The following is a 14,283-nucleotide window of genomic DNA, read 5'->3' as shown; positions in this document are numbered from 1 at the left end:
CTAAGCGTTATGAATAACAAAGGAAAGATCGGAGTCATCCGGTCTTTTTGTGTTGCATGCGAACAGAAACAATCTTAGAATAGTATCAGTTTTTCATAGGATGCTGTAAGACTTTTGGGTTAGAGAGGGGTATAATAGAACTATCAAATCAAGTGAGGTAGAGAGATGACAGACAAACTTCAATTTCCAGATGGTTTCCTTTGGGGTGGAGCAACTGCTGCTAACCAGTGTGAGGGAGCTTATAATGAAGATGGCCGTGGCTTGGCCAATGTGGATGTGGTACCGATTGGGCCTGATCGTCATGTGATTATTACGGGTCAGAAAAAGATGTTCGACTTTGAAGAGGGCTATTTTTACCCGGCTAAAGATGGCATTGATATGTACCATCGCTACAAGGAAGACATTGCCCTCTTTGGGGAAATGGGCTTTAAAACCTATCGCTTGTCCATTGCCTGGTCTCGGATCTTCCCAAAAGGGGATGAACTGGAGCCGAATGAAGCGGGTCTACAGTTTTATGAAGACCTCTTTAAGGAGTGCCACAAGTATGGCATTGAGCCCTTGGTGACCATTACCCACTTTGACTGCCCCATGCATTTGATTACAGAGTATGGAGGGTGGCGTAGTCGCAAGATGTTGGAATACTACGAACGCCTCTGCCGAACGCTCTTCACTCGTTACAAGGGCTTGGTCAACTACTGGCTGACCTTTAATGAGATCAATATGATCCTCCACGCCCCCTTTATGGGAGCGGGGCTCTGCTTTGAAGAAGGGGAGAATGAGGAGCAAGTCAAATACCAGGCGGCTCACCATGAATTGGTCGCTTCAGCCATTGCCACCAAGCTTGCCCATGAAATTGACCCGAACAACAAGGTGGGCTGTATGTTGGCAGCAGGACCAAACTATCCGCATACCTGTGCTCCGCGAGATGTCTGGGCTGGTCTAGAAGAAGACCACAAGAACTATTTCTTCATCGATGTGCAGGCGCGTGGGGAATACCCTAACTATGCTAAGAAAGAGTGGGAGCGTCAGGGAATTACGGTTGAGATGACTGAACAGGACCTGCAATTATTGAAAGACCATACAGTGGACTTTATTTCCTTCTCCTACTATGCCAGTCGGGTCGCTTCAGGGGATCCAGCTGAAAGGGAGAAAACAGCGGGCAATATCTTTGCCTCTCTGAAGAACCCCTACCTAGAAAGCTCGGAATGGGGTTGGCAGATTGATCCTCTTGGTCTCCGTATTACTCTTAATACCATCTGGGATCGTTATCAAAAGCCCATGTTTATCGTGGAAAATGGTCTTGGTGCAGTGGATACTCCAGATGAAAATGGCTATGTCGCTGATGATTACCGGATTAACTACCTGGCTGCCCACATCAAGGCCATGCGAGATGCCATCCATGAAGACGGCGTCGTCCTCTGGGGCTATACGACTTGGGGCTGTATTGACCTGGTCTCTGCCGGGACTGGAGAAATGAAGAAGCGCTACGGCTTCATCTATGTTGATCGGGACAATGAAGGAAAAGGAACTTTAGCCCGCTCACGTAAGAAATCCTTCTATTGGTACAAAGAGGTCATTGCGACCAATGGAGCATCTGTTAAATAAAAGTCTCCTCTAGAGCTAAACCATCTTCTGGATGACTCTCTGGCAGCAAACTAAAAAGCTTAGAATTCCAACCACAAGTTGGGGTCCTAAGCTTTTTGTATGTAGCTAAGCCAATTCCTTACTGATTTACTGGTCGTAGTCTAAGACATTGTTCTCGATGACAAACTTAGATTCAGCGGAAATACTGGCTTCTCCTAGTTGCAACTGAGAACTTCCGTCTGGTTTCATGATGTGCCACTGACCGTCCTTGTGGGCAAAGATAGCCTGAAATGTGACGTTATCACTCTTGTTTCGAATAGGTAGAACAAATGCTTGATCAGTATTCTCTAAGAGAATCTCTTCTTTTTTTTCAAAGTTATAGATATAAAACTGCCCAGTTCTTTGTCCCAAACCATGAAGTTCATCGACTTTTTGCCAATGCTCAAACTTATTCCGAACAAGGGATTCATTATAAATCTTGTTGAAGGTTTCGTTCCGTTTCTTCGTTTCTTCCTCGTCTAGTGTTTTCTGAAACTCTGCAACCTTTTTAGTCGTTTGGATAGTTTGTCTGTTTTGCTCCCTGATTTGCTGGCGGTGGATGACTCGCATCATTCTTGCAGCAACGCCCAGGATGACGAGGATGGATACAAGGCTGATTTTAGTTTTAGCATTATTTTTCATAAACTGGTCTCCCTATTGTGTCATTGGTCCTATTATACCTTTTGAAAGAAAGGATAGTCAAGTTCATCTTGTGATGACCTAACATGCAGATTTGCAGGGGTACTATAGGATTTTATCAGATTTTCATTGACGAAGGACCCTTTATTTGATAGGCTAGAGGAATAGAAATGATTTGGAGTTCAAAGGAAAAAGGAGTGAGGCAAGTGGCACGGGTTTTATTAATCGAGGATAATAATGATATCCAAGAAATTTTATACAGTCTCTTAAGTGAAGACCATGAGGTCCTTCAGGCTTTTTCAGGTACAGAAGGGTTGCGGCTCTTCCAGCAAGAAGCCATTGATTTGGTCCTTCTCGATATCATGCTTCCTGGAAAAAATGGCGATCAGGTCCTGGAGGAGATCCGTTTGCAGAGTCAAGTGCCGGTCATCATGATGACCGCTCTTGGAGACAAACACCTCATTAGCCAGTATCTCCTTGCAGGTGCCAATGATTATATCGTCAAGCCCTTTAATCTGGACGAAGTGGCAGCTCGGGTAACGGTGCAGCTGAGAAATAACAACACTTCGGTACAGGAACCTCCATCATGGAAAAAGCTGACCTTTAAAAATCTGGTCCTGAACCCAGAAACCTTTGAATTGGAGTCTGGAGAACATACGCTTCGCTTGGGCAAAAAAGAATTTCAAATTTTTGAGACCTTACTGGCGCATCCAAAGAAGATTTTTACCAAAGAAGAGTTGTATGAAGCGGTCTGGGAAGAAGTTTATCTGCCTGGAGACAATACGCTCAATGCCCAGTTGAGCAACCTCCGAAAGAAAATTGCTCAGCTCGATCCTAATGAGGACTATATTGAAACCGTCTGGGGCTTGGGAGTTCGCTTGAAAGGAGACAAGTAATGTGGGGATTGGTTTTAGTTCTAGTCGTCCTTGTCCTTCTCTTTGGACTGGGTTACCTTCGCCTACTCTCTGCTCTCAAAGATTTGCAGGAGCAAATTCAAAAGAAGCTCCAAAATGGGAGTGGGGTACGGTTGACCTCTCAGGTCTCAAAAAAAGAATTGGTCGCCTTGACCAAGCAGGTCAGTGATCTCTTTGATCAGATCGAGCGGACCAATCGGATTGCCTTTCAAGAGAAGAAAACCTTGGATATGGCCATCAGTAATATTGCTCACGATATCCGGACACCTTTGACCATTGCTTCGGGCTATACCCAACAAATCATCAAGGGAGGGACGCAAGAAGAGGAAAAGCTGAAGAAAATTGCTTCCAATCTTCAAGTCGTCTCAAAACGCTTGGAATCTCTCTTGGAGTACAGACGCTTGATGGAGGGAGCCATCCAGCCTCGGCTTTCAGACGTTAATCTCAGCCAAGTCCTAACCCAGCAGTTATTCCAGTATTATGATAGCTTGTCTGAGGCGGGGATCGCCTTAGAGGTAGAGTTAGAAGAGCATCTCCATTATCCTACCGATCCTGAGCTTTGGGAGCGACTCTTGCAAAATATGCTTAGCAATGTCCTCAAGCATGGGAAGGATCAGGCGCGTTTGACCTTGATGTCGGACGCGGACACGATTCGGGTCGAGCTACGTAATATTGTGCAACAACCGATCCAACACTTAGACCAATTGGCTAGCCGCTTCTACTCTGAAAATCTCTCGGATACAGAAGAGTCTTCTGGCTTGGGTCTCTACATCATTCAAAATTTTGTAGAGATCTTAGGGGGAGACTTGCAACTGGCAACAGAGGCAGATTGGTTTATCTTAACCATTATATTAAAAAAATGAGAGTGGAACAGAAAACGGTAATTCGTTAGACTTCGATTTCGTCGTCCCACTCAACTACTGCGTCTTGCTCGATAATCCAAAGATAATTGAGAGGCTAGGACTTTTATCCAAGCCTTTTTCTTATAAATCTTTATGTTTAAAGGTAGCTAGTCCCAGGAAGCTGAAAACAAGGATGAATCCAAGGGCAATCGAGAGAGTGTTGTTCGTTGCTGTCGTACTTTGGACCATGGAATATTGGAATTCCAAGTTTAGATAGTGGAGAATGTCAATATCTTTAAAGAAAAGCGCAGGAAGGCTTAAGAGGATATTTCCAATGAAGTAGCCAACGAAAGCCAAGGTGATGGATTGGCTAGCGTAAAGGAGGAAGGAAATGATGCTGACCCAAGCCAGGGTGGAAAGGAACTGAATCAGCACGGTCAGTCCAAAATGAGCAAGGAAGTGCTCTGGCATGGTGCCAAGTCCATTGTAGAGGGTCGCAATCAAGAAGACGAGACCATAAGAAACAAGAAATTGGAAGAGGGCAATGGTCAGGACAACGGCGCTTTTTGCAAAGTAGTAGCTAGTGCGCGAAACGCCATAGGCCAGACTATTCTTGTATAAGTTTTGTGTTAAGTCTGTTCCCAGGACCAAGGTGATGACAATAATGGTAAAGAGGATAGTCACACTGATGCTGGAAGAGTAGTTGGTCAAGGCTTTAAAGCCTGTCCAAACTTCGGTCGCTTGGGGCAATTTGGATTCCGTATTGACGCCGACGTGGCCGGTAGCTCCAAAGATGACTCCAGACAGGATATTGAGAACGAGAATGGCTTCTGTGATCCAAAAACCTTTGGAGCGAAAAAGTCTGTAAAAATCTGCTTGAATGGTATGCAACATGATAAATCTCCTAAATGAAATATGTGGGATAAGTAATGCAAGACGGTGGGTTGACTAGTCTACCAAGTCCGTAAAGAATTTCTCCAAATCTTGGCGGGCATAGTAGATTTCATCCACGTCAATATCCGCTTGAACGAGCGCTTTGACAATGACTTTAATATCGTGAGTCTGTCCAAAGATATGGATTTCTCCATCCTTATCGATGACCTTGATACGGTGATGGAGCTGATCCTGGATCAGTTGACTGGCAAGGGCTAGCTGGCTAGTTTTGAGGATGATGTAATCTTCTCCTTGTTCTTCGAATTCAGCCTTGCTAATTTCTTTGATCAGGCGTCCTTGGTCGACAATGCCAAAACGATTGGCAACCAGATAAAGCTCGGAAAGGATGTGACTGGAAATGAGGATGGTCATGCCGAGTTCATCGTTGAGGCGCTTGATCATCTGACGGAATTCCTTAATTCCGACAGGATCGAGACCATTGATGGGTTCGTCCAAAATGAGGAAGTCGGGCTTGGCAATGAGCGCAATCGCAATTCCCAACCGTTGTTTCATCCCGAGTGAAAAATCACGGAATTTCTTCTTACCCGTATTATTCAGGCCGACATAGTTCAAGGTTTCTTTGATGACCTGGTCGGGATTGGGGATATGGCGAGCCTTGCAATAGTAGACTAAGTTTTGGTAGGCGGTCATATGCTTGTGAGCCACAGGACTTTCAATGACAGATCCGACCCGTTTCAGGGCTTGTGTCCACTGAGAGCGATTCGTGGAAGCGAAGAGGGAGACGCTTCCATCAGTTTCTTGAATCAGCTGGGTGATGACCTTGATGAGGGTGGTTTTCCCTGCCCCGTTCTTACCGATGAGGCCGTAGACGTCGCCTTTGCGAATGGTGAGATTCACATCATTTAAGGCGTATTGATGACCGAATTTTTTACTCAAATGGGAAATTTCTAATACTTTTTCCATGGTTTTCTCCTTAATCCAGCTTATTTTCTAACAAATCGAAAACGATTCCATTGCCTTCGTGCTCGTCGCTAGTCTCTAAAATATTTGTTTGACTATCCTTGTAAGTGACCTCGAAATCAAAATCATTATGTACGAGGCTCCAGATGCTAAGAGCAAGGATAGAAGCGATGGTAGCAATTATTAGTTTCTTTTTCATAATGGAACTCCTTCTTGGTTGTTTTCTTTACACTCTTAGTATACAGCTTGCTTTTCAAATAACTATCAAGCAATTCTAAAATATTTCTAAAAAAACGACTAACCTTTTAAAAGTTAGTCGTTACTTGTAGTTTAAGTTTTCTAGAGGCTTTCCTTAAGTGAGTACGGACGTCAGCGAACTTCGAAGAAGTTCCATGACTTAGTTTTGAACCTAAAGTTTCAAAACTCCCGAGTCCTTGAGATATCACTATTTCAAGGACTTTTCTCACGGTGGAAAGCCTCAAGGTATTCATGAGTAACTTTAGAAAATAAACATTTCTTTAAATTTCTTGATTTTTTAAGTTATGTAACATGAAAAAATACTTTTTCTACATTAAGAGGAACTGTTTTTTAAGTTAGCCTCTTCATTTTTAAATTCACCAACAAACTCCTTGATGGCTTCTGCAAGTTCATAGGGTTTCTGAGTATTAAGCGTATGGCCTCCATCTGCGATTTCTTGATAGTGACCTTTGGGCAGAAGATTTGCCAACTTTTTCGAAGAAGCCTGATTGGCCCCATCCTTGCTGCCACAGATCACTAAACTAGGAAGAGGGCAGGTTTTAGCGGTATCGGTTAGATTGAGACTTTTTAATTCGGTAAAGATTTGCAACATGTGCTGTTTATTGGCCCCCTGCTTTTCAAAGACACGCTTGGGAATTAGACGAAAAAGGAGAATTTGGAGCCTATAGAGGAGATTGGTGTTGAGTTTGTATTGCGTCCCTGAAAGCACCAAGCCCTTGAGTTGTTGCAAGTCTCGGCTGGAGAGATCGAGAGCGAGAACGCCTCCCAGTGAGAGTCCAACCAGAATAAAGGGTTCACTTTCTTGTTGGAGGTACTCCGTCAATCTTTCTTTGGCCTCCTGGTAGCTTTCGCTTGGATGGGAGAAAATAGCGAAAGATTCAGATTGCAAGGGGGAAAGTGCATCTTGGACCCCTTGCCAAGAGTGGGCATCCTGTCCTAGGCCATGTAAAAAAATAAGTTTCATTCTGATTCCTCTCTAGTGAAATCGAGTGGATAGAGGCCACGCAGGGCATTGCAGGCATAGACTTGGTCAGCGACTCCTAAATCCTTCAGCGTTAACAGTTTTTCTTCTACTTGTCCAGTTTCTAAGAGATGGCGGCGGTAAATCCCGTCGAGGATAGGGAGGTGAGCTGGTGGGGTATAGAGATTACCCTTGATTTCAAGGATGAGATTGCCAATTGTCGTTTCTAACAAGCTGCCATCAGGAAGATAGAAGATCTGCTCGTGATCTTTAGCTACTAGATGGGCTCGCTGGCTAGTCTTAAAATAAGTAAACGGAGTTGCTAGATCAAGCTTTTGCTCGGTCAGTTGAGCCTGTAGATAGCTAGCTGGCAAGTCCTTCAGCTCGGTGATAGCCAGCTGGAAGGACCCGTTTTTTTGCAAGGCAATCCGACAACGATAGTCAAGGTTGGAATCCAAACGAGCAAGCTCTTCTTGAAGTTCTTTCAGGAGTTTTGGCTCATCATAAGGGTAGGCAAAGTAGCGGCTGGCCTCTCTTAAACGGGTCAGGTGTTGCTCCAGGAAGGTCAGTTTTCCTTGGTGGATGCGGCCGGTCGTCAGGAGCTCAAAACGAGTCTCTTGTCGGTAGAGGACAGCAGACTTTTGCTTGGTCTCCTGGTATTCACTTTCCCATTTACTGTCCCAAGTGATGCCTCCACCTACGCCATAGATGGCTTGATGCCCTTGCATTTGAAGGGTTCGAATGGCTACATTAAAAATTCGTTTACCTTTTGGAAGAAGGATGCCGATTGTTCCACAGTAGACGCCACGAGGAGCAACCTCTGTCTGTTGAATAATTTCCATAGTGGAAATCTTCGGTGCCCCTGTAATGGAACCGCAAGGAAAGAGGGCCTGGAAGGTTTGGACTAGGTCGACTTCGGGACGTAAGCGACTTTCAATGGTCGAGGTCATCTGCCAAACAGTAGAGTATTGCTCAACCTGGCAGAGATGGGTCACCTGCTCACTTCCAATTTCCGAAATCCGGTTCATGTCATTGCGGAGGAGATCCACAATCATCATGTTTTCTGCTCGATTTTTGGGATCGGCTTCTAGCCAAGCGGCTTCCTTGAGGTCGGCTTGGCTAGTGAGACCACGACGAGTCGTCCCCTTCATAGGGCGGGTGGTTAGTAGCCTGTCATCTTGTTCAAAAAAGAGCTCAGGACTGATGGAGAGGATGGCCACATCATCGTGCTGGATGAAGGCATTGTAATGGGCCTTCTGTTCTACTACCAAGCGATTGTAGATGGCCAAAGGATCAGCCTCTAGTTCCTGAGAAAGCTGGACGGTGTAGTTGACCTGATAGGTATCCCCTTGACGGATGTGGTGCTGGATGGTCTCGATAGCTTTTCGATAAGAAGGCGCCTCTACCTCTTCCTGCCAATTGGCTGGAAGATCCACTGCCTCGTAGTCCTCTGGGAAAGGAAGGGTTTCTACTTTTTCGTGGATGGTGAAATAGAGGAGATACTCTCCCATGAGTGGTGCTGGGTGGACGGCTAATTTTTTCTCAAAAGCAGGAGCGGCTTCATAGCTGACATAGCCTACGGCATAAAAACCAGCTTCCTGATAGGCTTCTACCTCTCTCAGAAGAGTCTCTACTTGGCCGAGGTCTCTTGTTTTTAATTCCTTTAGGGGCTTGGTGAAAACGTGTCGCAATCCAAGCTCTTTAAAATCAATAATCGTTTGTTTATGCATGCTTTGAGTATATCAAAAATAGAGGAAAAAAGGTAGATAAGGAGGCAAGGATTCCTTGCTTGGTCCTCTCTTTCATGCTAAAATAACCATAGAATCTGCATTTGGCGAAGGAGTAGGACCATGAAAAAGAATTCCCTCTATAACACTTCCAGTATTAGTCTTTTTCAATACCTCTTTGCGATTGCAGTGATTTTGGTGCATAGTGGTCGCTTGACCTCCTATGAGCCGGTGCATTTTGGTCTCAAGAGTATCCTTGGACGGCTAGCGGTGCCATTTTTTATCGTCTGTGCCAGCTTTTTCCTCAAGCAATCACTAAGGGATGCAAGGAAAATGAAGGCCTACCTGGTCAAAATCGTAAAAACCTATTTATTTTGGAGTTGTGTCTATCTTCCCTATGCCTGGGTCTTTTTTGCTAGTCTCCATCTCCCTGTCTATCTCTTTCCAGCAGGCGTTCTGATTGCTCTTCTCTATCTGGGAATGTGCTACCAACTCTGGTATATCCCAGCCTTTTTGCTGGGCCTGTTTTTGGTCAATCAATTGGTCAAACGCCTAGGTATGGTTTGGACGGGGGTGATCACCTTTCTTCTATACTGCTGGGGTTTGATCGAGACCTATTCAGCTTATCTGGACACCACGAGTCTTCTCAAGGGATACCAACTCTACAGCAACTTATTTTTCACAGCGCGAAATGGTCTCTTTTACACGCCTGTTTTTATCTTTATGGGTTACTATCTCTATGATCATTTTCATGCACAAACCTTTAGGGTTCACCGCTGGCAAAAAGTGGCCCTTGCCTTTGGACTGTTCTGTCTAGAAGGCCTCATCATTTTTCAACATGAAGGAATTGATAAGAACTTTTTCTTGCTCCTTCCCTTTGTGACGGTCTATTTGGTTAATGCTTGTCTGCGATCGTCCTTTTTGAAAAGCTATGATTTACAGTACTTAAAGCAGATGAGCATGGCGCTTTATTTTTCGCATCCGATCTTTATCGAATGGGCTCGCTATGGCTTTAGCAATCTCCCACTTTCTTATCCAGACAGGGGCAAGCTGATTTTTGTGGCCGCCTTGTTTGGTAGTCACCTCTTTGGATTGGCCATGCTTTCTTATCACAATTGGCAAAAAGAAAAGAAGAATCGAAGTCTTGAAAAGGAAGTTCTCTAGAGAGACTTCTTTTTTATTTTAAGGGAGACAGATAGGTCAGCTGAGGGTTGCAATTCTTTTCCAGTTTGGTTATGATGTAAGGGATTACAAGTGAAACCAAAAAGGAGAAGCGTATGAAGAAAAAATGGTGGCATGATGCCGTGATTTATCAAATCTATCCCAAGAGTTTTTTAGATAGCAATGGAGATGGAATCGGTGATCTCAAGGGGATCATCAGTAAGCTGGATTATTTGGAGAAGTTAGGCATTACAGCTATTTGGCTATCGCCTGTTTACCAAAGTCCTATGGATGATAATGGCTATGATATTTCCGATTACGAGGAGATTGCTTCTATCTTTGGGACCATGGAGGATATGGAAAACTTGATCGCTGAAGGGCAAAAGCGCGGTATTAAGATGATCATGGATTTGGTGGTCAACCATACATCTGATGAGCATGCCTGGTTTATCGAGGCCAAGGAAAATCCAAACAGTCCAGAGCGAGACTACTATATTTGGAGAGACCAACCCAATGATCTTCTCTCTACCTTCAGTGGTTCAGCTTGGGAATTTGATCCAGCTACCCAGCAGTATTATTTGCACTTCTTTAGTAAGAAGCAACCGGACCTGAATTGGGAAAATGAGACACTTCGGCAGAAGATTTATGACATGATGAACTTTTGGATCGACAAGGGGATCGGTGGTTTTCGGATGGATGTCATCGATATGATTGGAAAGATTCCAGATCAGAAGATCGTAGCCAATGGTCCTATGCTCCATCCCTATCTGAAGGAAATGAATCGAGCGACCTTTGGGGATAAGGATTTGTTGACGGTTGGGGAGACCTGGGGAGCTACACCTGAGATTGCCAAGCAATACTCTGGTCCTGACAATGAGGAATTGTCGATGGTCTTTCAATTTGAACACATTGGCCTTCTCTTCCAAGAAGGCCAGCCAAAATGGCACTATGCCAAGAAGCTCAATGTTCCTAAGTTGAAAGAAATTTTCAACAAGTGGCAGACGGAACTGGGCATGGACGAAGGCTGGAACTCCCTCTTTTGGAACAACCATGACCTTCCTCGGCTTGTCTCTGCCTGGGGAGATGACCAAACCTATCGGGTGAAGTCCTCGAAGGCTTTAGCCATTCTTCTTCATTTGATGAGAGGGACCCCTTATATCTATCAGGGAGAAGAGATTGGTATGACCAACTATCCATTTGAAAGTTTAGATGAAATTGAGGATATTGAGTCCGTCAACTATGCCAAGGAAAGTCTAGAAAAGGGAGTAGACCTCGACACCATTATGGACCAGATCCGGCATATTGGCCGGGACAATGCTCGGACTCCCATGCAGTGGTCCAAGCAGCCACAGGCTGGTTTTACGACTGGTCACCCTTGGCTAGCAGTCAATCCAAACTATCAGGAAATTAATGTAGAGGCGGCTTTGGCTGATCCCTCATCCATTTTTTATACCTATCAACAATTGGTTGCCCTCCGTAAGGAACAAGACTGGTTGGTTTCTGCTGACTTTGAGCTACTTAATACAGCAGATCAAGTCTTTGCCTATCAACGAGTAGAGGAGGACCAGCGCTACTTGGTCGTTGTCAATTTGTCTAGTCAAGTCCAGAGGTTTGAACTGGAGGAAGACTACCAGTCTGTTCTTATTAGCAATACAGATGTAGAGCAGGTCAAAGAGAAGAAGGTGTTGGAGCCTTGGGATGCTTTTTGTGTGCAACTAACTAGAGCATAAGTTCCTACAAAAAAGAAGCGGATAGCTTCTTTTTTTGTTTTAGTGGAGATTAGGACTGTCCAATGGGAGGGGGCTCAGTCTGTCTGGTAGAAGCCTTATAGTTATTATTTATAAGGACTATTAGTTCTGGTCAATGACAATAGGCAAAAACCCTTGATTTATAAGGGTATAGTTTAAAACTATATCAAAAACCATTGAAAAGCAATTATACAGAAGGGGCTTCTTCTGATAAGATAGACTCAACTTGAATTTTTGGAGGACAAAACATGTCAACTACAATTATCGGATTCCCTCGTTTGGGTGAATTCCGCGAACTAAAATTTACAACTGAAAAATATTTTAGAAATGAAATCACAGCAGAAGATTTGTTAGATGCAGCAAAAGAATTGCGTGCTAAGCACTGGAATATTGTCAAAGAAAAAGGGATCACTGAAATCCCATCAAATGATTTTTCACATTATGACAACTTCCTAGATGCAGCCTTTCTTTTCAACGTGGTTCCTGAGTCTGTGCAAAACTTAGAATTGACAGATCTTGAACGCTACTTCGCTTTGGCGCGTGGCTACCAAGGTGAAAAAGGGGATGTGCGTGCTCTTCCAATGAAGAAATGGTTCAACACCAACTACCACTACATCGTTCCAAAATTTGAAAAAACAACAGAAGTCAAATTGGCTGGTCACAAGATTTTTGATGAGTACCAAGAAGCGAAAGAATTGGGTCTTGACACTCGTCCAGTTGTGGTTGGTCCCTTCACTTTCCTTCAATTGTCAGACTTTGAAGAAGGCGTAAAAGCAGAAGACTTCGTGGATAGCTTAGTGGCTGCTTACCAAGATGTTTTTGCTAAATTGGCTGAACTTGGTGCTACTCGTATCCAACTGGATGAAGCAGCTCTTGTTAAAGATTTGACAGCTGAAGAAAAAGCCCTCTTCTTGAACCTCTACAACAAGCTCTTGGCTGACAAAAAAGGTCTTGAAGTCTTGCTTCAAACATACTTCGGAGACGTGCGTGACATCTACACTGACCTTGTGAACTTGCCAGTAGATGCGATCGGTCTTGACTTCGTTGAAGGGAAGAAAACTCTTGAACTCGTTAAAGGTGGCTTCCCAGCTGACAAGACTCTTTATGCAGGGATTGTCAATGGGAAGAATATCTGGCGCAACAACTACGAAGCAAGCTTGGAAATCTTGAAACAAGTACCAGCTGAAAACGTTGTTTTGACAACTTCTTGCTCACTACTTCATGTGCCATTTACAACGGCTAACGAAGACTTTGAGCCAGCTATCTTGAACCACTTTGCCTTTGCAGTTGAAAAATTGGAAGAACTTCGTGACTTGGATGCTATCCGCAATGGCCAAGGAGATCAAGCTCTTGCTGCCAACAAAGAACTCTTTGCGACGGAACGTGTCGGAGCAAATGCGGAGCTTCGGGCTCGTATCGCTGGATTGACTGACGCAGACTACACTCGTTTGCCAGCCTTTGCTGAACGTGAAGCTATCCAAGAAGATGCCTTCAAACTTCCAGCTCTTCCAACAACAACCATCGGTTCATTCCCTCAAACGAAAGAAGTTCGTGCGAAACGTTTGGCCTTCCGGAAGGGTGAATTGACTCAAGAAGAATACGATGCCTTCCTTGCTGAAACCATCGACGAATGGATCAAATGGCAAGAAGAAGTTGGATTTGATGTACTTGTACACGGTGAATTCGAGCGGAATGACATGGTTGAGTACTTCGGTCAAAACTTGTCAGGTTACCTCTTCTCTAAAAACGGTTGGGTACAATCATACGGTATGCGTGGGGTGAAACCACCAATCATCTGGGGTGATGTGACTCGTCTCAACCCAATCACTGTGAAATGGTCTAGCTACGCACAAAGCCGTACGAACAAACCTGTTAAAGGGATGTTGACTGGACCTGTGACTATCCTTAACTGGTCATTCCCACGTGAAGACATCTCTATCAAGGATTCAACTCTTCAAATCGCTCTTGCCATCAAGGATGAAGTTCTTGACCTTGAAGCAGCAGGCGTGAAAATCATCCAAATCGACGAGGCTGCTCTCCGTGAGAAATTGCCACTCCGTCGTAGCGACTGGTATGAAGATTACCTTGACTGGGCTATTCCAGCCTTCCGTTTGGTACACTCAACAGTTGCGCCAGATACACAGATCCACACTCACATGTGTTACTCAGAATTTACAGATATCATCCCAGCTATCGACAATATGGATGCAGATGTCATCTCATTTGAAGCGAGCCGTTCAAACCTTGAAATCTTGGACGAACTCAAAGCGAAAAACTTCCAAACAGAAGTTGGACCTGGGGTTTACGATATCCACTCACCTCGTGTACCTAACGAAGGTGAAATCGATCACACCATCGAAGCTATCCTTGCCAAAGTACCAAGCAGAAAAGTTTGGATCAATCCTGACTGTGGTTTGAAAACACGTGGTATTAAAGAAACAAAAGAAAGCTTGATCCGTCTTGTAGAAGCGGCAAAAGCTGCTCGTAAAGCGCTATAAAGCAAGCAGCAATTCCTAAGCTTGCTCGATAGCAAAAAAAGAATTGCTCAATCAAGAA

The 14,283-nt window shown here is 44.3% G+C and carries 12 protein-coding genes; 6 read left to right on the top strand and 6 right to left on the bottom strand.

Annotated features, from left to right (window positions below):
- Positions 1–165: 165 nt before the first annotated feature.
- Positions 166–1,605 (top strand): 6-phospho-beta-glucosidase, encoded by a 1,440-nt coding sequence (locus E5S68_RS06250; protein WP_135782795.1) that lies wholly within the window; start codon positions 166–168, stop codon positions 1,603–1,605.
- Positions 1,606–1,731: 126 nt separating this feature from the next.
- Here E5S68_RS06250 and E5S68_RS06245 read toward each other — a convergent pair whose 3' ends face one another.
- Positions 1,732–2,265 (bottom strand): hypothetical protein, encoded by a 534-nt coding sequence (locus E5S68_RS06245; protein WP_135782794.1) that lies wholly within the window; start codon positions 2,263–2,265, stop codon positions 1,732–1,734.
- A 203-nt stretch (positions 2,266–2,468) separates the two neighbouring features.
- On the opposite strand from E5S68_RS06245, the gene E5S68_RS06240 reads away from it, so the two are divergent.
- Positions 2,469–3,158 carry a response regulator transcription factor gene (locus tag E5S68_RS06240; protein ID WP_167470853.1) on the top strand — a complete coding sequence of 230 codons (690 nt, stop codon included), beginning with the start codon at positions 2,469–2,471 and terminating at the stop codon, positions 3,156–3,158.
- Positions 3,158–4,039 (top strand): sensor histidine kinase, encoded by an 882-nt coding sequence (locus tag E5S68_RS06235; protein WP_135782792.1) that lies wholly within the window; start codon positions 3,158–3,160, stop codon positions 4,037–4,039. The genes E5S68_RS06240 and E5S68_RS06235 overlap by 1 nt, the downstream gene beginning before the upstream one ends.
- A 120-nt stretch (positions 4,040–4,159) precedes the next feature.
- Here the strand turns inward: E5S68_RS06235 and E5S68_RS06230 are convergent, their stop codons facing one another.
- From E5S68_RS06230 to pabB, 5 genes are all read right to left on the bottom strand, one after another.
- Positions 4,160–4,912: an ABC transporter permease gene (locus E5S68_RS06230; protein ID WP_135782791.1), complete on the bottom strand. Its 753-nt coding sequence runs from the start codon at positions 4,910–4,912 to the stop codon at positions 4,160–4,162.
- Positions 4,913–4,966: 54 nt separating this feature from the next.
- Entirely contained in the window at positions 4,967–5,875 is a 909-nt protein-coding gene (locus tag E5S68_RS06225) for an ABC transporter ATP-binding protein (protein WP_070505273.1), read from the bottom strand.
- 10 nt (positions 5,876–5,885) lie between these two features.
- Positions 5,886–6,071, bottom strand: a complete 186-nt coding sequence (locus tag E5S68_RS06220) for a hypothetical protein (RefSeq protein WP_135782790.1) — start codon at positions 6,069–6,071, stop codon at positions 5,886–5,888.
- 372 nt (positions 6,072–6,443) lie between these two features.
- Positions 6,444–7,094, bottom strand: a complete 651-nt coding sequence (locus E5S68_RS06215) for an alpha/beta fold hydrolase (protein WP_135782789.1) — start codon at positions 7,092–7,094, stop codon at positions 6,444–6,446.
- Positions 7,091–8,821: an aminodeoxychorismate synthase component I gene (gene pabB / locus E5S68_RS06210; protein WP_135782788.1), complete on the bottom strand. Its 1,731-nt coding sequence runs from the start codon at positions 8,819–8,821 to the stop codon at positions 7,091–7,093. Before pabB ends, E5S68_RS06215 begins: the two co-directional genes overlap by 4 nt.
- Before the next feature lie 120 nt (positions 8,822–8,941).
- Here pabB and E5S68_RS06205 point away from each other — a divergent pair, with 120 nt between their 5' ends.
- From E5S68_RS06205 to metE, 3 genes are all read left to right on the top strand, one after another.
- Positions 8,942–9,982 (top strand): acyltransferase family protein, encoded by a 1,041-nt coding sequence (locus E5S68_RS06205; RefSeq protein ID WP_135782787.1) that lies wholly within the window; start codon positions 8,942–8,944, stop codon positions 9,980–9,982.
- A gap of 113 nt (positions 9,983–10,095) precedes the next feature.
- Complete coding sequence (locus E5S68_RS06200) at positions 10,096–11,709, top strand: glycoside hydrolase family 13 protein (RefSeq protein ID WP_135782786.1); 1,614 nt, start codon at positions 10,096–10,098, stop codon at positions 11,707–11,709.
- Positions 11,710–11,975: 266 nt separating this feature from the next.
- On the top strand, positions 11,976–14,225 hold the full coding sequence (gene metE / locus E5S68_RS06195) for a 5-methyltetrahydropteroyltriglutamate--homocysteine S-methyltransferase (RefSeq protein ID WP_135782785.1): 2,250 nt from the start codon (positions 11,976–11,978) through the stop codon (positions 14,223–14,225).
- The last annotated feature ends 58 nt before the right edge of the window (positions 14,226–14,283 follow it).

Source organism: Streptococcus rubneri (assembly GCF_004785935.1).
Classification (GTDB): Bacteria; Bacillota; Bacilli; order Lactobacillales; family Streptococcaceae; genus Streptococcus; species Streptococcus rubneri.
This window is presented reverse-complemented; position numbering and strand designations above follow the sequence as displayed.

What these genes read in the sequence shown, in the direction of transcription:
- E5S68_RS06205 (WP_135782787.1), top strand. Translation starts at nt 8,942, where the DNA reads ATGAAAAAGAATTCCCTCTATAACACTTCCAGTATTAGTCTTTTTCAA.
- E5S68_RS06235 (WP_135782792.1), top strand. Translation starts at nt 3,158, where the DNA reads ATGTGGGGATTGGTTTTAGTTCTAGTCGTCCTTGTCCTTCTCTTTGGA.
- E5S68_RS06215 (WP_135782789.1), bottom strand. Translation starts at nt 7,094, where the DNA reads ATGAAACTTATTTTTTTACATGGCCTAGGACAGGATGCCCACTCTTGG.
- E5S68_RS06245 (WP_135782794.1), bottom strand. Translation starts at nt 2,265, where the DNA reads ATGAAAAATAATGCTAAAACTAAAATCAGCCTTGTATCCATCCTCGTC.
- E5S68_RS06220 (WP_135782790.1), bottom strand. Translation starts at nt 6,071, where the DNA reads ATGAAAAAGAAACTAATAATTGCTACCATCGCTTCTATCCTTGCTCTT.
- pabB (WP_135782788.1), bottom strand. Translation starts at nt 8,821, where the DNA reads ATGCATAAACAAACGATTATTGATTTTAAAGAGCTTGGATTGCGACAC.
- E5S68_RS06225 (WP_070505273.1), bottom strand. Translation starts at nt 5,875, where the DNA reads ATGGAAAAAGTATTAGAAATTTCCCATTTGAGTAAAAAATTCGGTCAT.
- E5S68_RS06200 (WP_135782786.1), top strand. Translation starts at nt 10,096, where the DNA reads ATGAAGAAAAAATGGTGGCATGATGCCGTGATTTATCAAATCTATCCC.
- E5S68_RS06250 (WP_135782795.1), top strand. Translation starts at nt 166, where the DNA reads ATGACAGACAAACTTCAATTTCCAGATGGTTTCCTTTGGGGTGGAGCA.
- E5S68_RS06230 (WP_135782791.1), bottom strand. Translation starts at nt 4,912, where the DNA reads ATGTTGCATACCATTCAAGCAGATTTTTACAGACTTTTTCGCTCCAAA.
- metE (WP_135782785.1), top strand. Translation starts at nt 11,976, where the DNA reads ATGTCAACTACAATTATCGGATTCCCTCGTTTGGGTGAATTCCGCGAA.